Origin of the sequence: Nonomuraea sp. NPDC003804 (genome assembly GCF_040610675.1) — a bacterium.
Classification (GTDB): domain Bacteria; phylum Actinomycetota; class Actinomycetes; order Streptosporangiales; family Streptosporangiaceae; genus Nonomuraea.
The window spans coordinates 218,871-236,275 of record NZ_JBEXMT010000001.1; the positions used below are offsets into that span (position 1 = coordinate 218,871).

Annotated in this window: 17 protein-coding genes and 1 pseudogene; 9 read left to right on the top strand and 9 right to left on the bottom strand. The window is 72.6% G+C overall.

Going from position 1 to position 17,405, the window contains the following annotated elements; translation table 11 throughout:
- The 5 genes from ABZX22_RS01015 to ABZX22_RS01035 are packed head-to-tail and all read left to right on the top strand — an operon-like array spanning nucleotide 1 to nucleotide 3,986.
- Nucleotides 1-1,356: a HAMP domain-containing sensor histidine kinase gene (locus tag ABZX22_RS01015; protein WP_354904635.1), complete on the top strand. Its 1,356-nt coding sequence runs from the start codon at nucleotides 1-3 to the stop codon at nucleotides 1,354-1,356.
- A gap of 14 nt (nucleotides 1,357-1,370) precedes the next feature.
- Nucleotides 1,371-1,973: a TetR/AcrR family transcriptional regulator gene (locus ABZX22_RS01020; RefSeq protein WP_354904637.1), complete on the top strand. Its 603-nt coding sequence runs from the start codon at nucleotides 1,371-1,373 to the stop codon at nucleotides 1,971-1,973.
- 28 nt (nucleotides 1,974-2,001) lie between these two features.
- On the top strand, nucleotides 2,002-2,979 hold the full coding sequence (locus tag ABZX22_RS01025; RefSeq protein ID WP_354904640.1) for a diiron oxygenase: 978 nt from the start codon (nucleotides 2,002-2,004) through the stop codon (nucleotides 2,977-2,979).
- Nucleotides 2,976-3,767, top strand: a complete 792-nt coding sequence (locus ABZX22_RS01030; protein ID WP_354904642.1) for an SDR family oxidoreductase — start codon at nucleotides 2,976-2,978, stop codon at nucleotides 3,765-3,767. The genes ABZX22_RS01025 and ABZX22_RS01030 overlap by 4 nt, the downstream gene beginning before the upstream one ends.
- Nucleotides 3,768-3,791: 24 nt before the next feature.
- Nucleotides 3,792-3,986 (top strand): hypothetical protein, encoded by a 195-nt coding sequence (locus tag ABZX22_RS01035; protein WP_354904644.1) that lies wholly within the window; start codon nucleotides 3,792-3,794, stop codon nucleotides 3,984-3,986.
- 90 nt (nucleotides 3,987-4,076) lie between these two features.
- Here ABZX22_RS01035 and ABZX22_RS01040 read toward each other — a convergent pair whose 3' ends face one another.
- The 6 genes from ABZX22_RS01040 to ABZX22_RS01065 are packed head-to-tail and all read right to left on the bottom strand — an operon-like array spanning nucleotide 4,077 to nucleotide 9,476.
- Complete coding sequence (locus ABZX22_RS01040) at nucleotides 4,077-4,787, bottom strand: NAD(P)-dependent oxidoreductase (protein ID WP_354904646.1); 711 nt, start codon at nucleotides 4,785-4,787, stop codon at nucleotides 4,077-4,079.
- Nucleotides 4,784-5,536: a creatininase family protein gene (locus ABZX22_RS01045; protein WP_354904649.1), complete on the bottom strand. Its 753-nt coding sequence runs from the start codon at nucleotides 5,534-5,536 to the stop codon at nucleotides 4,784-4,786. The genes ABZX22_RS01040 and ABZX22_RS01045 overlap by 4 nt, the downstream gene beginning before the upstream one ends.
- Nucleotides 5,533-6,495: a Gfo/Idh/MocA family oxidoreductase gene (locus ABZX22_RS01050; protein WP_354904651.1), complete on the bottom strand. Its 963-nt coding sequence runs from the start codon at nucleotides 6,493-6,495 to the stop codon at nucleotides 5,533-5,535. Before ABZX22_RS01050 ends, ABZX22_RS01045 begins: the two co-directional genes overlap by 4 nt.
- Nucleotides 6,492-7,259: an amidohydrolase family protein gene (locus ABZX22_RS01055; protein ID WP_354904653.1), complete on the bottom strand. Its 768-nt coding sequence runs from the start codon at nucleotides 7,257-7,259 to the stop codon at nucleotides 6,492-6,494. Before ABZX22_RS01055 ends, ABZX22_RS01050 begins: the two co-directional genes overlap by 4 nt.
- Entirely contained in the window at nucleotides 7,256-8,086 is an 831-nt protein-coding gene (locus tag ABZX22_RS01060) for an NAD(P)-dependent oxidoreductase (RefSeq protein ID WP_354904655.1), read from the bottom strand. Before ABZX22_RS01060 ends, ABZX22_RS01055 begins: the two co-directional genes overlap by 4 nt.
- A gap of 13 nt (nucleotides 8,087-8,099) precedes the next feature.
- Nucleotides 8,100-9,476: an enolase C-terminal domain-like protein gene (locus ABZX22_RS01065; protein WP_354904658.1), complete on the bottom strand. Its 1,377-nt coding sequence runs from the start codon at nucleotides 9,474-9,476 to the stop codon at nucleotides 8,100-8,102.
- A 62-nt stretch (nucleotides 9,477-9,538) separates the two neighbouring features.
- On the opposite strand from ABZX22_RS01065, the gene ABZX22_RS01070 reads away from it, so the two are divergent.
- Complete coding sequence (locus ABZX22_RS01070) at nucleotides 9,539-10,435, top strand: alpha/beta hydrolase (RefSeq protein ID WP_354904661.1); 897 nt, start codon at nucleotides 9,539-9,541, stop codon at nucleotides 10,433-10,435.
- Between the two features lie 356 nt (nucleotides 10,436-10,791).
- Here the strand turns inward: ABZX22_RS01070 and ABZX22_RS01075 are convergent.
- Nucleotides 10,792-11,127, bottom strand: a pseudogene (locus tag ABZX22_RS01075) (Gfo/Idh/MocA family oxidoreductase); the annotation flags it as partial.
- Between the two features lie 130 nt (nucleotides 11,128-11,257).
- Between ABZX22_RS01075 and ABZX22_RS01080 the strand changes: the two are divergent.
- On the top strand, nucleotides 11,258-12,250 hold the full coding sequence (locus tag ABZX22_RS01080; protein WP_354904663.1) for a Gfo/Idh/MocA family oxidoreductase: 993 nt from the start codon (nucleotides 11,258-11,260) through the stop codon (nucleotides 12,248-12,250).
- Between the two features lie 90 nt (nucleotides 12,251-12,340).
- Here the strand turns inward: ABZX22_RS01080 and ABZX22_RS01085 are convergent, their stop codons facing one another.
- Together ABZX22_RS01085 and ABZX22_RS01090 are read right to left on the bottom strand one after the other, a co-directional pair.
- Entirely contained in the window at nucleotides 12,341-13,360 is a 1,020-nt protein-coding gene (locus ABZX22_RS01085; protein WP_354904665.1) for a hypothetical protein, read from the bottom strand.
- The gene (locus tag ABZX22_RS01090; protein ID WP_354904667.1) at nucleotides 13,357-15,012 is read right to left on the bottom strand and encodes a right-handed parallel beta-helix repeat-containing protein; all 1,656 of its coding nucleotides are present in this window, start codon (nucleotides 15,010-15,012) and stop codon (nucleotides 13,357-13,359) included. The genes ABZX22_RS01085 and ABZX22_RS01090 overlap by 4 nt, the downstream gene beginning before the upstream one ends.
- A 168-nt stretch (nucleotides 15,013-15,180) precedes the next feature.
- Between ABZX22_RS01090 and ABZX22_RS01095 the strand changes: the two genes are divergently transcribed.
- Together ABZX22_RS01095 and ABZX22_RS01100 are read left to right on the top strand one after the other, a co-directional pair.
- Nucleotides 15,181-16,449, top strand: coding sequence for an ABC transporter substrate-binding protein (locus ABZX22_RS01095; protein ID WP_354904669.1), 1,269 nt, complete (start codon nucleotides 15,181-15,183; stop codon nucleotides 16,447-16,449).
- Complete coding sequence (locus ABZX22_RS01100; protein ID WP_354904671.1) at nucleotides 16,449-17,399, top strand: sugar ABC transporter permease; 951 nt, start codon at nucleotides 16,449-16,451, stop codon at nucleotides 17,397-17,399. The genes ABZX22_RS01095 and ABZX22_RS01100 overlap by 1 nt, the downstream gene beginning before the upstream one ends.
- The last annotated feature ends 6 nt before the right edge of the window (nucleotides 17,400-17,405 follow it).

Below are 17,405 nucleotides of genomic sequence, written 5' to 3' on the forward strand. Positions count from 1 at the left end.
ATGCTGACCACCTGGTCGGTACGGCGCCGGCTGACCCTCCTGGCCGGGATCACCGCCCTGGCCGGCTGTCTGGTCACCGCCGTCCTGGTCACCATGCTGACCCATGTGGTCCTGCACGACTACCGGACCGAGCAGGCCGCCGCGGCCAGCCGCAGGGTCGCCTTCAACGTGGAGTCCTTCGCGCCCGACCGCCTCAAGCCGCTGACCCCCACCGAGGAGATCGACCTCATCCAGGTGGCCGACGACCACGGCATCGTCCGCCAGGCCAGCGCCCGCCTGACGGGCAAGCCGCTGCTGGTCGACGTGAACGCCACCGGCGACGACGGCAGGGTGGACACGACCATCTGCACGCGCCTGGTGCCGCGCGAGCGCTGCCTGATCGCCGTGACCTACCGGGCCAAGGTGGGCGACGGCTACTGGATGGTCAACTCCTACGCCCCGGTGGTCCCCTGGTACATCCACCCCCTGTACCTGCTGGGGGTCGGGCTGGCCGTGGTGGTCCTGACCGGGCTGGCCACGGCCGGCGCGTGGGTCACCGTGCGCAGGGCCCTGGCCCCGGTCAAGACCATCAAGAACGAACTGGCCGAGATCACCGCCACGGACCTGGGCCGCAGGGTCCCGCCCTCGCGCCACGAGGACGAGATCTCCGACCTGGCCGAGACCGTCAACCAGACGCTCGACCGACTGGAGGCGGCGGTGGAGCAGCAGCGCAGGTTCGCCTCCGACGCCTCCCACGACCTGCGCAGCCCCATCACCGCCATGCGGACGCAGGTCGAGGAGGCCATGCTGCATCCGGACGACACCGACTGGACCCAGACCAGCAAGGCCCTGCTGTCCAGCATCGACCGGCTGCAGGCGATCGTGGCCGACCTGCTCACGCTGACCAAGCTCGACTCGGGCGCGCCGGGCGCGAGGGAGCCCGTCGATCTGGGCGTGCTGGTGGCCGAGGAACTGGCCCGGCAATCGAGGGGCAAGACGATCATCCGCCATCTGGAGCGGGGCGTGGTGGTGACCGGCGACCGGCTGCGGCTGGCCAGGCTGCTCACCAACCTGCTCGACAACGCCGAGCGCCACGCCGAGACCAGCATCCAGGTGTCGGTGGCCGCGGGCCGCGACGCGATGCTCGAGGTGCTGGACGACGGCGCGGGCATCGCACCCGACCAGCGCGAGATCGTCTTCCGCCGCTTCACCAGGCTCGACGCCTCCCGCAACCGCGACGCCGGGGGCACGGGCCTGGGCCTGCCGATCGCCAGGGAGATCGCCAGAGCGCACGGCGGTACGCTCAAGATCGCCGACTCCCTCGTAGGCGCCCGCTTTGTCCTACATCTTCCTCTACGCAACGGTTACCACGGGTAATACAGTTTCCCCCTGTGACACGTGGTTTCAGCCGATTGCGGCGAGAAGACTTACTCAAGAGCGCCTGCGAGGTCATCGCGGCACAGGGCTTCGGGCACACCAGGACGCTCGACATCGCGCGGGCGGCGGGCGTCAGCCAGGCGTTGCTCTTCTACCACTTCGAGACCAAGGACAAACTCTTCGCGCAGGCCTTCGCCTACGCGGCCAGGCGGGACCTCGACGCGCTCGCGCGGCTGGAGCGCTCCGGCGGCACCGCGGTGGAGCGGCTGCGCACGCTGCTCAAGATCTACTCCCCCACGGGCTCGGCCAAGATGTGGCGCGTGTGGATCGACGCCTGGGCGGAGTCGATGCGCAGCGACGACCTGGAGGAGACCTCGCGCCGCCTGGACCTGCGCTGGAAGGAGTCCTTCCGGACGATCGTGGAGGAGGGCGTGGCCTCGGGGGCGTTTGTCTGCGCCGACCCGGAGGCGGCCACCTGGCGCATCCTGTCGCTCGTGGACGGTCTGGCCGTCCAGGTGACCGTCCACCGCAAGGTGCTGTCGCGGCGCAGGATCGCCGAACTGGTGCGCACGGCCGCGGCCGCCGAGCTCTGCATCGCGGCGGAGGACCTTTCGTAGTTATTGGATTCTCCGTACAATTACGGCCATGACAGCTGCACCGAGCTCAACCGCCGCCAGGGAACGCGACGAGTCGGTCGCGGAGAAGCGCGCTTACGAGGCAGTCATCGAGCGCCTGTCGAAGGCATCGGTCGACAAGCACTGGGAGCCCTACGTCGACATCCCATGGGACGACCCCGACTTCCTCATCGACCCCGCCGACCCCCGGTGGGAACTGCCGCCGGTCGACAAGCTCGGCCGGCATCCCTGGTACCGGAGCCGCTCGCCGGAGACCAGGGCGCGCATCGGGCTGTGGCGGGTGGCGACGGCCATGAAGATCGGCCTGCAGTTCGAGAACCTGCTCAAGCGGGGGCTGCTCAACTACGCCTACCGGCTGCCCAACGGCTCGCCCGAGTTCCGCTACGTCTACCACGAGACCATCGAAGAGGGACATCACGGGATGATGTTCCAGGAGTTCGTCAACCGTACGAAGCTCCCGATCCGCGGCATGCCGGGGCCGCTGTCGCTGCTGGCCCAGGTGGCGCCGTGGATCCCGCTGATCTCCACCGAGCTGTTCTTCGTCTTCGTGCTCGGCGGCGAGGATCCGATCGACCACGTGCAGCGCAAGGTGCTCAAGGACGGCTACCAGCACCACCCGCTCGAAGAGACCATCATGCGCATCCACATCGCCGAGGAGGCCAGGCACATCTCCTTCGCGCGCCACTACCTGCGCCGCCGCGTGCCCCGGATGCCCCGCCACCGCCGCTTCGCGCTCGGCGTGCTGTCCCCCGTGATCCTCGGCTTCATGGCCAGGATCATGCTCTCCCCTCCCGGGCCGATGATCCGCGCCTTCAAGATCCCGCCCCAGGTGGTGGAGGAGGTCTACACGGGCAACCAGGAGTTCAAGGCGGAGATCCGCGACTCGGTGGGCAAGACCCGCGCGCTCTGCGCCGAGCTGGGCCTGGTCAACCCGGTGACCAGGCGGATCTGGCAGGTCATGGGGATCTGGGCGGAGCCGCGCCGGTGAAGACGGCGTTCGTCACCGGCGGCGCCTCCGGCATCGGCAGGGCGCTCGCCCAGGCGCTCACGGCGCGGGGCGTGGCCGTCACCGTCGCCGACCTGGCCGCGCCCGACCTTCCCGCCGTGGACCACGCCGAGGTCGACGTCACCTCCGCCGCCGCCGTCAGCGCCGCGGTCCAGGAGGTCAGACGCCGCCACGGCAGGCTCGACTTCGTCTTCAACAACGCGGGGATCGCGGTCGGCGGGCACGCCGAGGAGCTCACCCTCGACCACTGGAACAAGACGATCGACGTCAACCTGCGCGGGGTCGTGCACGGCGTGCACGCCGCCTATCCGATCATGATCGAGCAGGGGTTCGGCCACATCGTCAACACCGCCTCGCTGGCCGGGCTGGTGCCCGCGCCTCTCATGCTCCCCTACACGGCCACCAAGCACGCCGTCGTCGGGCTCTCGACCGCGCTGCGCGCCGAGGCGGCGGCGCACGGGGTCAGGGTGAGCGTGGTCTGCCCAGGGTTCACCGACACGCCGCTGCTGGACAACGCCAATCCGGGCCTGCCGTACACGGAGACGGGCGCCCAGGCGCGCAGCGCCGCGGTCAGGGCGCAGGGGCGGCTGTATCCCGTGGAATCGCTGGCGGCCGACATCATGCGCGGCGTCGCCCGCAACCAGGCGATCATCGTCGCCCCCGCCTCGGGGCGGGCGGCCTGGCGCGGCGCCCGGCTCTGGCCTGCCGGCGCGATCAGGGCGGCGGCGCTGGCCATCAGCCGCGTTTCGCCCTCCCAGAAACGGACATAACTCGCATATCGGGGAGGTGGTGGTGTGAGTTCCAAGTCGCGGCAGACCCGCGAGCAGCACGCCCTGCGTGGCGAGTCCGAGACACCGGACGTCCAGCAGCCCTCGAAGGCGACGCGCCAGTCGTCGGCATGGACCAGGCGGACGGCGGGCGGCGGGGCACTCTCGCACCGGCTGGCCAAGTCCTCGCTCCCGTTGCGACGCGGCCAGCGTTCGAGCTAGCGGGTGCAATCCTGATGCCGGTCCCGTCACTCCCGTGCGGGACCGGCACGCGCGTGCCCTGGCGCCCCCGCCGCGGCGGGCGCGCGCGGGTCACCGGCGGCGGGCGCGCGGCCACCAGCCCAGGTCGTGCAGCGCCGGGGTCCAGTCCAGCCGGCTCCTCCTGTAGTCGCCGGTGATCGTGTAGGCGGCGAAACCAGGACCGCGCCGTTCCAGCGCGGCGACGAACGCCGCGGCCGCGTCGCCGGCCGCCGTCACCAGGTCGGGATGATCTCCGGCGTAGGCCTGCCACTCCTCGTCCGGCATGGGGTGGACCAGGCGCAGCGCCGTGACGGTCAGATCGTGCTCGCGGGCCGCGGCCTCGCAGATCTGCTCGCCCAGGCGCTTGGTGAGGCCGTAGGCGTCGACGGCGTCGGGCTCGGGCCGTCTGACGTAGTCGCGCGTGGCGTACCCCTCGAACACCGACATGCTGCTGGCGTGGACGGCCACCCGCGCCCCCGCCTGCGCGCAGGCCCGCAGCGTGACGTACAGGCCCGTGACGTTGACCGCGAAGTGGCTGTCGACCCACGCGTCACCTTCGCGCCAGCCCTCCTTCCTGCCCATGGCCAGGTAGACGAGCGCGTCGTGGCCCTCGGCCGCGCGCCGTACGTCGTCGTGGTCGGTGACGCTGCCCCGCACGTACGGCACGCCCGCGGCGGGCGGCCGCAGATCCATGACGGTCACGTCGTGGCGGGCGGCCAGCTCGGGCACGACCAGCGCGCCGACCGCGCCGGAACCGCCCGCGACGAGGACGCGCACCCTCACACCTCCTCGTCGGCGAACGCCTTGGCGAACTCCAGGGCCCGGCTGTAGGCGACGGCGACGATCGCCTTCCCCAGCTCCGCCGAGGCGTGCCTGGCGTCGCCGAGCGCGCCCGAGCCCGACAGCAAGTGGTACTGCAACGCCAGGTCGACGCGGGGCGCGGGCGGCGCGGCGTGCGGAGGGACGGGCAGCGGGCGGCCCGGCTCGCCGATCCTGTCGTGCCGCACCACCTCCGGCGCCAGCACCATGCCGACCGAGGTCTCGGCCTCGCACGCGTGGCCGTACCGCTCGCTGCCGACCTCGCGGGCGATCACGTCGGCGGCCAGGCCGGCCCACATGAGGTGCGCCATGACGATGCCGTGGTCGCGGCGCAGGCCCCGCGCGGCCAGCCGGACGGCGTCGACGTTGCCGCCGTGCCCGTTGACCACCACGATCCTGCGCGGCCCGGACTGGGCGATCGACTCGGCCACATCGCGCAGGAAGCCGAGCAGCGTCTCCGGGCGCAGGGTGAGCGTTCCGGGGAAGCCCAGATGGTGCTCCGACAGCCCGTACGGCAGGCCGGGGCACAGCACCGCCGTCTGCCCGAGGTCTTCGGCCAGCCGCCGGGCGAACGCCACGGCGATCGCGTAGTCGGTGTCGTAGGTCAGGTGGTGGCCGTGCTGCTCGGTGGAGCCGATCGGCAGCAGCGCGATCCTCGCTCCGGCCATCGCGGTGGCCGCCTCGTCGGTGACCATACGGGCGATCTCGTTCACTGACTCCTCCATCTGTCGAGTACCCGCATCGCGGGCAGCACGTCGGCGACCACGCACCGCGGGCGGCGGCCCTCGGTGACGGCCGTGAGAAAGTCGCGGTCCTGCCGGTACAGGCCCTCGCGTTCCATCCGGTCGGCGTCGCCGCAGTCGACCAGCACGCCTGCGGTGCCGTACAGGCGGCCGCCGCTCAGGCGCAGGGTCCGGTCCTCGGCGATCACCACGATGTCCCTGTCGGGCAGCCGCGCGTGGTACGACAGGGCGATCGTGGCCAGCGCCCCGTCCGGGGCGCGCAGCACGGCCGCGGCGTCCATCGGCCTGCCGCTGCCCTGCCACGGCTCGCCGCGCGCCGCCCGCACCGAGACCTCGCCGGCGCCCAGGAACCACAGCGCCGCGTCGACGGTGTGGGCTCCGTGGTGCCACAGGACGTCGTCGGTCCAGTCGCGGGGGCGCCCGTTCATGCCGGTGTCGCGCTGGCGCAGCATCAGCGTGCGGGCCACGACGTGCGTCACGCGCAGCCCCTCCTCGATCCGCTCCCGCACGGCGAGGTACGGCGCGCAGTGGCGCAGCGTGTGCGCGACCGCCAGGTACCTGCCCGTCTCGGCGGACGTCCTGGCCAGCGACTCGGCCTCGCGCAGGCCGAGCGCGACGGGGATCTCGCACAGGGTGTGCAGCCCGGCGCGCAGCGCGGCCTCGGCCTGGGCGGCGTGGCAGGCGTGCGGGGAGGCGATGACGACGGCGTCCAGGCCAGGCTGGGCGTAGAGGTCGTCGGCGGTCGGGTGGACGGCGGGCGGGCCGTAGCCGGGGGTGGCGTGCGCGACGGCGAACGCCCTGGCCCGTTCCCTGTCCGGCCCCGCGACGCCGGCCAGGACCGCGCCCGCCCGCGCCAGCGCGGCGGCGTGCCGTTCGGCGATGCCGCCGGGGCCGACGATCCCCACCCGAAGGCCCGCGCTCCGGGTCACGGCGCCAGCCCGAACAGCTCGCGGGCGGTGCCGCCGAGGATGAGCCGGTGGTCGTCCTCGGCGAGGTAGGGCCGCTCGAGGACGTGCCTGACGGCGGCGGCGTAGTCGCCGGGGCCGGGGTCGGGGCGGTTCCAGTCGCCGCTCCAGGTGATGCGGCGCGCGCCGTAGGCGGCGACCGTTTCGCGCAGGTAGGCGTCGGCGTCCGCGTGCGGGTACGGCGTGCCGCTGTTGGCGTGGAAGCCGGCCCACATCGTGTAGGTGAGCGGGCGCTCGGCCAGGGCCAGGAAGCGGTCGAAGGCGCGGCGGTCGGCGTCGGGGTAGGTGGTGAAGCCGACGTGCTCCAGCCGTACGCGCAGGCCCGGCAGCTCGGCCAGCAGGCCGGCGAAGCCGGGGTGGGCGATGTCGGCCAGCGGGCCCCTGACGCTGGCCACCAGCCCCACCGCCGCGATCGCGCGCCAGAGCGCCAGCGGATCGGGGCCGGGCGACCTGGTCGAGGCCCACAGCCGGACGCCCCTGACGTGGCCGGTGGCGGCCAGCCTGGCGACGTGCGCGGGCGCCCCGTGGGTGTCGGTGTCGACCATCGCCACCGCAGCGAACCTGGCGGGATCGGCCGCGACGCAGCGGGTGAGGTAGGCGTTGTCGGTGTTGCCGACGAACTGGACGAGCACGGCGGCGGCCACCCCCGCCTGCGCCATGGCCGGCAGGTACTCCTCCAGGGGCGGGTACTTCCACCTGCCGACGTGCACGTGGGAGTCGACGATCACCGCTCGGCCACCTTGACCAGGACCTGGGTGCCGCGCTCGCCGCCGTACACGGCGCGGATCCGCTCGGCCAGCTCGCCGGCCCGCTCCGTCGCCGGCATCGGCAGCTCGCCGGCCGCCTCGTGCACCAGGCGCAGATCCTTCAGCAGGTGGTCGAGCTTGAAGCCGGGCTCCAGATCGGCGGCGGCCAGCCGCGACCACAGGAAGTCCAGCAGCGGCGAGCCCGCCACGCCCAGCCCGACCGACGCGAGCACCTTGGCGATGTCGAGGCCGCCGTGGACGGCCAGCGCGTAGGCCTCGCACGCCGCCAGCGTCGCGCCCGCCACGACGGTCTGGTTGACCAGCTTGGCCAGCTGGCCGGAGCCGGGCGGGCCGTGGTGGACGACCGTCGTGCCCAGGGTCTCCAGCAGCGGCCTGACCCGGGCGAAGGCCGACGCGTCGCCGCCCACCATGATCGACAGCGTGCCCGCCTTCGCTCCCGCGGGGCCGCCGCTGACGGGCGCGTCGAGAACGGTCACGCCGCGCCGCTCCCCCTCCTCGGCCCAGTGCCTGGCCAGGTCGGGCGCCGATGTGGAGCAGTCGACGACGACCGTCCCGGGGACGGCGTTCGCCAGGACGTCGTCCATCACCTCGCGGGGCGCCGGCAGCATCGTGATCACCACCTCCCCGCCGGCGGCCGCGACCGTGGGCGCCGCGCGGGCGCCCAGCTCGACCAGCCGAGCCGTACGGCCCGCCGTCCTGTTGTGCACGATCAGCGCGTGCCCGGCCGCGAGGAGGCGGCCGGCCATCGGCTCGCCCATCGTTCCGGTACCGATCCATCCCACCTGCATGGTCACTCCTGGGTCAGTGGATGCCGGGCCGCGCAGGTCCCGGGACGACGTGCCCCTGCCGGACCCGGACGAGCTCGGCGGGCAGGTCGCCGTTGGCGCGGGGCGCGTACTGGCGGCTGTTGTACTCGAAGGCCTGCCAGTCCAGCGGCAGGGCGGCGGCGAGCCTGGCGGAGTGGACCAGCGCCAGGCCGACGGCGGTGAGGTCCTGGAGCGCGACGCGCATGCCGTGCGCGCGGGCGTGGGCGAGGCTGCGCATGGCCAGGCTCTGCCCGCGGGCGGCCTTGATGACCGGGCCGCTCCAGCCGGCCGCGGCGAGGCGCGCGAGGTCCGTCTCGGTGGCCAGGCTCTCGTCGGCGAGGACGGGCAGCCGGGCGCCGATCGCCCGCATGCCGCCGGGGTCGGGCGGCGCGTCCCGCGGGACGGGCTGTTCCAGGTAGGTGAGGGCGTCCCACGCCGGGCTCCCGTCGAGGGCGTCGAGGAGTTCGAGGACGGCGGCGGGCTCCTGGTAGCCCTCGTTGGGGTCGAGGGAGACGGTGTGCCGGTCGCCGGCGCTCTCCCGCAGCACGCGGTGCACCTCGATGACGCGGCGGGCGTCGGCGGCGGGGTCCCGTCCCGAGAGTTTGATCTTGACGTGGGCGATGCCCTCGGCGCGCAGCCACTCCCGCAGCGGACGGACAGCCGCCCGGCGCGGGGGCGCGACGTCATCCCGGCCGGGCGGGCCCGATTCGACCGCGTCCGGTTCGCGAGAACCTGGTTCGAGGAGGCCGGATTCGCGGGGGTCCGGCTCGCGGGGGTGTTCGAGGGGGTCTGGTTCGAGGGGGTCTGGTTCGAGGGGGTCTGGTTCGAGGGGGTCGTCGAGCCCGACGACGTGCTGGACCGGCAGCCGGCCGCGGGCCGGGCCGAGGTCGAGGCCCTCGTAGAGCGAGGTGGCCGGGGCTCCCGCGGCCCGCGCCCATCCGTCGTGGACGGCGTTGTCCACGGCCCCGAGAGCGAGGGCGGCGGCCAGCTCGGGCACCGGCTCGGGGCCGCCGGCCGCTTCCGCCCCGTCGCGCCGCGCGCACGCGGCGGCCTCGGACAGCTCCCGGTGGATCGCGAACGGGTCGCCGGACCCCACCTCGGTCGCGGCGGCGGCCAGCCGCTCGGTCAACCGGCGTAAGACGAGGTCGCGTACGGTCCACGACAGCCCCGACACCGGCCACGACCACGGCACGGACAGCACGCTCGCCCCCTCGCCCCAGGCCACGCGACCCGCGCGGTCCTCGACCGTCACCCGCACCACGGCGAGGGTGAACCTGTCGACCGTCGCGCCGGACAGGCGCAACGGGTGGTCGAGCCGGACGTCGTGGAAGGCGGCGGCCGCCTCGCGGACCGAGACGTCTGTCGAACGCATCTCACCAACCTAGGACCTAGGATCTACCTGCTGGCTCATTTCATCACATCCTGGGGGCTGCCGTGAAGATCGTGACCCTGCCCTACGACACCGCGCCGCCCGCGGACGGCCACCAACCGGCGGCGCGCCGCTCCCAGCCCGACGAGCGGCGCCGGCTCGACCTGCTGGAGCCCAACCACGTGCGCGCGCCGTACGCCCTCTGCTTCGTCCACGGCGGCGGCTGGCGGGCGGGCGACCGCGCGCAGTGGCACGAGCAGATGCGCGCCGCGGCCGGTCGCGGCGTGACGAGCGCCTCGCTCGGCTACCGCGTCGGCGGGCGGCTGGCGGAGATGACGGCCGACGTCGCCGACGGCTACCGCACACTGCGGCGACGGCTCGGCGATCGGCCCGTCGCGCTGGTCGGCAGCTCGGCCGGCGCGCACCTGGCCACGCTGTTCGCCCTGTCCGGCCATGGTGCCGACCATCAGGACGGGCACCAGGACGGCCCTCGGGGCGGCCACCCGGACGGCGAGGCGCCGCTGGCGTGCGTGAGCCTCAACGGCCCCGGCACGCCGTTCCCGTGGGAGGGCATGCATCCCGAGATCGCCCCCGCGGTCGAAGATCTGGCCGCGGAGGGCGGGCGCGCGGCCGACCCCGGCACGCTCGCGCACGCGGGCGCGCCGCCGTTCCTGTTCGTCGTCGTGGGCAGGGAGCGCTACTTCCCGCACGCGCACGTCCACGCGCTGGCCGCGCTCCTGCCCTCGGCGAAGGTCGTGACGCTCCCCGGCGCCGAGCACGGCTTCTTCTACCGGACGGCGGCCGAGGGCGCGGCCGCCGCTCAGGCCGAGATCGACGCGTTCCTGACCGCGGCGCTGACCGCCTCCAGCACGCGCACGGGGGCGAGCAGTTCCTCGGCCGACAGCGGCCACTCGCCGGTGCGCACCATGTCGGCGAAGCGCCGCAGCGACGGCAGCGTGTAGTCCGGGCCCAGCGCGAGCCGCTCGGCCGCCACCGCCTTGGTGCCGGCCACCTGCAGATGGAAGGGCACAGCCGTGTGAGCGTCGCGCTCGACCAGGGTGACGACGGCGTGGGCGTCCCCCGCGGCGACGGTCACCAGGACCACTCCCGGCAGGACCTGGACGGACGGCGCCGCGGTGGGGACGGGCAGCAGGTGCAGGGCCACCTCCACCGCGTGCACGCCGTAGAAGCCGATGCCGCCGAACGGGCTGTCGCGTTGCACGGGTCCGGTGGCGACGACCGCCCGCACCTCGCCGAGCTCGGCGGGCGCCGACACGGCGGGGTGCCAGCGCAGCGCGCTGTAGGAGGTGACGGGCACGCCGCCCGCCGCGGCCGCCGCGATGACCGCCTCGGCGTCGGCGACCGTGGTGGCCAGCGGCTTGTCGACGAACACCGGGATGCCCGCCTTGAGCAGCGGCTCGGCGTGCCGGCGGTGCAGGGAGCCGTCCCTGTCCATGACGATCGCCGCGTCCACCAGGCCGATCAGCTCCTCGGGGTGCCGCACGTGCGTGGTGACGCCGAGCCGTTCCGCCTGCTCGCCCGTGCCGCCCTGGACGGCCACGACCCGGGCGGGTCCCAGCGCGTGCTCCTTGTTCAGGTGCCGGACGGCGTGGTCGGCGTGGGTGTTGTCGATGCCGATGAGGCCCAGTCGCATCCGCTGCTCCGATCGCTCGATGTGCCCGCGAGCTTATGACATAGGACCTCTCTTGGCCATGAATCCGGACTTATTGACCTATGGAAGGCGGAAAACTAGAGTCCTAGGTCAGATCTTTGAAGGGAGAACCGTGCGATTCGGGATCGTGGGGTGCGGGGTCATCGGAGCCCTGCACGCGAGGCTCATCGCCTCCATGGAGGGTACGGCGGAGCTGGCCGCCGTCGCGGACACCGACCGGGAACGGGCCACGCGCCTCGCCGCCGAACACGGCGTGGACGCGCACGGCGACCCGGCCGAGCTGTACGCCAGGGACGACATCGAGGCCGTGGTCGTCTGCCTGCCCAGCGGCCTGCACGCCGACGCCGCCGTCCCCGCGCTGCGGGCGGGCAAGCACGTGGTCATCGAGAAGCCGATCGACATCACGCTGGAGGCGGCCGACCGGATCATCGCGGCCGAGCGCGAGTCGGGCAGGACCGTCACGGTGATCAGCCAGCGCCGTTTCGAGCCGTCGTTCCGCCAGGTGGGGGCCGCGGTGGCGGCGGGCGAGCTCGGCCGCCTCACGTCCGGAACGGCGGAGGTGACGTTGTGGCGACCGCAGTCCTACTACGACTCGGGCGGCTGGCGCGGCACGTGGGCGCTGGACGGCGGAGGCGCGCTGATGAACCAGGGCGTGCACGTCGTCGACCTGATGTTGGCGCTGCTCGGCCCGGCCCAGGAGGTGTCGGCGTACGCGGGACTGCTGGCGCACGAGGGCATCGAGGTGGAGGACACCGCGGCGGCCGTGGTCCGCTTCGCGGGCGGCGCGCTGGGCAGGCTGTTCGCCACGACGGCCGCGCACGGCGGTAACAGCGTGCGCGTCTCGGTGCACGGCGACGCCGGGCACGCGGTCGTGGAGAACGAGGTGATCACCGCCTTCAGGGTCGGCGAGGACGACCGCGCCGAGCCGGAGCCGCCGGCCAGACTCGGGGCGGCGGCCCACCGCCTGCAGCTGGAGGACTTCGTCGCGGCGGTGCGCGAGGGCCGGGCCCCCGAGGTCACCTCGGCCGACGGAAGGGCGGCGCTGGCCCTGGTCCTGGCGGTCTACGAGTCGGCCCGCACCGGGGTCTCGGTCAAGCCGGGCTGATCCCCGGGCGTTTCGGATGACTTGCCGCCCGTCCCGCACGAGTACGCGAGGGCACCCGTGCGGGGCGGGCGGCGGAGCGGGGCAGGCTGATCAGGCGGGGCAGGCGAAGCGGTAGGTGGCGTCGAGCCGCCAGGTCGCGCCTTCCGCCACGTCCTCCAGCTGTCCCGGGTAGACGCGGGTGGGGTAGGCCTTGTTGTAGCCCGGCTGGTCGGTCTTGACCCAGATCCCCGAGCCGCTCGCGTGGGCGTATCCCGCCTGGAAGTCGGGAGTCAGCTCCACCGAGAGCGCCAGGCCGTTGCTCCTGTTGTACATCTGCACGCCGTAGGCGTCGGCGCGCGGCCGTCCGGGAACGGTGAGGTCGTGCTCGCGCGCCTCGCCCATGAACCTGCACCTGGTCGAGACGGCGGCGTTCTTGTCGGCCGGAAGCATCGCGCCGTAGGCGTTCGCGACCGTCCGCGCCTGCCGCCAGGTCAGGCTCCAGCGCAGCCGCAGCCCGCCGGATGTGACCAGGTGGCGCACCCGCAGGTCGCCGACCACGCTTCTGTCGCCGCGGGAGAGCAGGTCGTTCTCCTGGGCCAGCTCGAACTCGGCCGCGGAGGCGTACTCGGGGAGCTCGTCGACGGGCATGGCACGCCCGTCCAGCACCACCAGCGACCCCCGCGAGAGCTCGAAGCCGTGCATGCCGCCGATATGGCTCTCCCCCTGCAGCGAGAGGGCGTACTCGTAGTTGGCGGGCGTCGCGAGCCGCGCCGGGTTCGTCTCGACGACGCCGGGACCCGGGACGTCGGCCGACAGGTCGACCGCGAACACCTCCTGCAGGCGCCAGGCGTCGAGACTGATCCCCGTCGCGGTGAACCGCTGCAGGTCGTAGCGGATCCACCGGTGCCCTTCGCGCCTGGTCCAGAGGCGCAGTCTGGTTTCCCGCCGCACGTACTGCGCGTACACCGCGGACACTCCCGCGGGCGCCGCCGAGGAGGCCGCCGCGGCGGGGACGGCCGCGGAGACGGCGACGGTGGCCGCCGCGCCCGCCACCGTCAGCGCGCCGCCGCTCAGCAGGGATCGCCGGCGCAGGAGGGTCCTCGGGTGCGCCGCGTCCGGTGCACCCGTCACGCGAGGTCCCCGACCTTGCGCCAGTCGGCCGCCGAGGCCGTGCCCTTGGCCACGTACAGCGCGTTGTTCGCCAGGGCCAGCTGTCCGGCGTAGGCGGGAGCCGCGGTGATCACCGCCGGGACGTCCAGCGCCGCCTCGGGCCGCCACGTCCCCGGGGTGCCCGCCACCGTGCAGATCCACCGGGACGGCTGGCCCGGGGCCGGGTTGCGCAGCTGGACGACCATGTTCTTGTCCCACCAGCCCGTGGTCGGCAGGGCGTCGAGGGTGACGACGAAGGAGAAGGTGATGTCCTCGGCCGACTTGGTCTTGAACAGGCCCGTCTTGTTGCCGGTGAGGGTGTTGGCCCCGATGTCCACGCCCCTCGTGCGCGGGTGGATGAAGATGCCGAAGTCCTGGGTCTTGGTCGCCTGGTCGTCGAAGCTGCGGTTGCCGACGATGACGATGTTCTCCGACTTCTTGCCGTCCCTCGCGTAGGTCCTGATGCCGCCGCGGTCCTCGGCTTTGAGGTGCCCGTCGAAGTTCTGGTAGTTGTTGTAGACCACGTTGCCGACGACGGTGCAGTCGACGGCCTCCCAGACGTTGATCCCGACCGTGTTGCAGTGGCCGACGATGTTGTTGGCGATCACGAGCTTGCGGCAGCGGTCGGTGGACAGGCCCGCGTCGCCGCCGCCGAAGATCACGTTGCGGTCGAAGAAGCCGTCGTGGATGTCGTAGACGGCTAGCATGTCGGCGTTTCCGCCGAAAAAGAAGGCCTTGAAGTTGCCGATGAGGGTGTTGTCGGTCGCCCTGACGAAGCGGTGCTTCTGCGCCCCCGGATGGATGGTGCCGCCGGAGGTGATGTAGATCGGGGTGCCGGAGAATTCGGGGTGCGGCCCGCCGCCGATGCGCTCGACGCGGCAGCGGCTGATGGTGAGGTGCTCGGTGTGGGAGTCGACCGTGCCGTGGACGTGCATGCCGAACTGGGACAGGTCGTGCACGTCGCAGTCGTCGATCAGGATGTGCGTGGAGTTGCCGACGACGTTGAGCCCGATGTAGCCCTTGGTCAGGCGGCAGCCCACCACCTGAACCCGGTGGGAGTCCCCGATCCGCACCAGCGCGGTGGAACCCACGCCGGAGGGACGGTCGTAGGCCCCGGCCGTGAGGCCCTCGACGTGCAGGTTGTCGAGGATCACGTCGGTGCTCGCGGTGACGTGCACGCCGGCCAGGAGCGGGCGCCGCTCGCCGCAGTCCAGCTTGAGGTTGCGCAGCGTCACCACCGAGACGTCCTTGACGGCGAGCACGTGCGGATCGGCGTAGCCGCTGGTGAGGACCAGCGTGGCGCGGGCGCGGTCGGAGGCGAGCGCGACGCCCGTCTTGAGCTGGAGCGACTTGCCGAGCAGGTACTGCTTGCCGGCCCGCAGCACCACCGTGCCGCCACCGGCCGCGGCGGCGGCGTCGATCGCCCGCTGCAGCGCCGCGGAGTCGTCGGCCACGCCGTCGGCGACCGCGCCGTAGGCGTCGGCAGGGTAGAGGTTGATGCTGTTGACGGCGGCGGCGTTCTCGGGGGTGGCCGCCTGGGCGGGCGGCGCCACGGCCACCATGGGGGCGGCCGCCGCGGCGGCGAGCCCGAGCCCGGCCAAGACCGAACGGCGGGAGGTCTCCTGATGCGTCACGGCGATCCTTCCTAGGACCTAGGACTGAAGTATTGGCCCGGAATGTAACCGTCGCTCCACGGTCCGTCAAGGAATCGGCCGCGCTGGAATGCCTCTTGACCCTGGGCGGATGCGCTGTACGGTGGGCACACACATCTGTCCTATGTCTTAATTGAGAGGGCGGTCCCCATGAAGGTCGGAGCCGCGATCGTCGCCGTCTGCCTGTTAACCGCCTGCGGCGGCCAGGCCTCGGGCGGCGGCGACAGGGAGATCACCGTCTGGAGCATGTGGTCGGAGGGCGAGCCCAACCAGAAGGTGCTGGCCGAGGCCGCCGCCGACTTCGAGAAGGAGACGGGCGTCAAGGTCAGGACCCAGTGGAAGGGCCGCACCGCGGTCAAGACGTTCCTGCCCAGCCTGAACACCGACCACGTGCCCGCCGACCTGGTGGAGGGCAACAACAGGGAGCTGACCAGGCAGTTCGCCGCGACCAAGGCCGCCCTCGACCTGTCCGACGTCTACCAGGCCAAGGTCCACGGCGAGCAGGCCACCGTCGCCGAGACCGTCGGCGAGGCCTACCGGCGGATGGCCACCTCGGCCGACGGGGTGGTCACCCAGGTCCCCTACCAGGTCTCCACCTACGGCTGGTTCTTCAACGGCAAGGCCTTCCCCGAACTGGTCACCGCGCCCCCCAAGACGTGGGAGGAGTTCACCGCCCTGCTGGAGGCGCAGAAGGCCAAGGGCCGCAAGCCGCTCGGGCAGGACGGCAGCATCCCGAACTACAACGCCCGCTACCTGGAGCACTTCGCCCGCGCGATCATGGGCGACGAGGGCTGGCACGCGCTCGCGCCCGACCGCACGGGGCGCGGCTGGCTCAAGCCGGAGGTGCTCCAGGCGGCCACGATGGTGGAGAAGCTGGCCAAGGGCGGCTACTTCCCCGACGGCTTCAACGCCACCAAGTTCCCCGCCATGCAGCAGAAATGGGCAGGCGGGGAGTCCGACTTCCTCTACCAGGGCACCTACCTGCCCAAGGAGGTCGCGCCGTACGCCGCGCCCGGCTTCGAGTTCCGCGCCTTCCGCTTCCCGGCCGTGGCCGGGAAGACACCGACGTTGAACGTGACGACCACCGGGTTCGGCATCCCCAAGAAGGCGCGCAACGCCGCCGACGCCAAGCGCTTCGTCGCCTTCTTCCTGCAGCGCAAGTACCAGGAGAAGGTCTCCACCGTGGCGCTGGAGATGTCGGTGCGCAAGGACGTGCCCGCCGCGCCGCAAATCGCCGACCTGAAGAAGGCGCTGGACAGCGGTGAGATCAACAAGGCCGACGTGGTCGACTCCGGCGACTTCACCAGCAAGGTACTGCTGCCGCTGAGCGACCAGCTGCTCTTCGGGAAGATCAGCGCGGCCGAGTTCACCACGAGGATGGCCGAGCAGGCCGCCGCCTACTGGAAGTCGAAGGGCTGATGGCGGTACGCCTGCTGGAGCGCACGCCGGCGCGGCCTGCCGTACGGAGGGAGGGTGTGGGGCCCTTCGAGGCGGCCAGGCGCCGGATGATCGGCCCGTTCCTGCTTCCCGCGCTGGTCTGCTACACGCTCGTCATGATCGTGCCGAGCGTCTTCACCGTCTGGATCAGCTTCAACGACTGGGCCGGGGCCGGCCCCATGGAGTGGGCGGGGCTCGGCAACTACACCGAGATGGTCGCCGACCCTGTCTTCGGCCGGTCGTTCGCGAACACCATGAAGATCCTGTTCGGCGTGGGCGCGGCCGTCTTCGTCATCGCCTTCGTGCTGACCATGCTGCTGCAGGACATGGCCGGCCGGAAGTTCGTGCGGGCCGTGGTGTTCTTCCCCAGCCTGGTGCCGGGGCTGGTGATCGCCATCCTGTGGGGGTTCCTGCTGGACCCCGACGGGCTGGCCACCTCGGTCCTGAAGTCGCTGGGGGTGCCCGACCCGCCGCTGTGGCTGGCGCCGGAGAACATGTTCACCACCGTCATGGCCGGCATGACGTGGCTGGCGGCCGGGACGTACACGGTGATCTTCATGGCGGCGGCCGACCGCATCCCGCGCACCTTCTACGAGGCCGCCGAGCTGGACGGCGCCTCGGCCGCGCGCCGGTTCTGGCACATCACGGTGCCGCTGACGTGGGACGTCATCGGGGTGTGCGCGGTGCTGTGGGCGATCGGCGCGCTCAAGACCTTCGAGTTCGTGCTGGTCTTCGCGGGAGCGGCGGGCAGCCTGCCGCCCACCGACCTGTGGACGTTCTCCGTCTACGCCTACGCGGGGGCCTTCCCCTCCGACGGTGTGCCGAGGTACGGCATCGCCTCGGCCGCCGCCGTCCTCACCATGGTCCTCACCGTCGTGCTGACCCTCCTGGTCCGCAGGGTGATGGGCCGCCGCGAGCGCACCGACTACTGAGGAGCC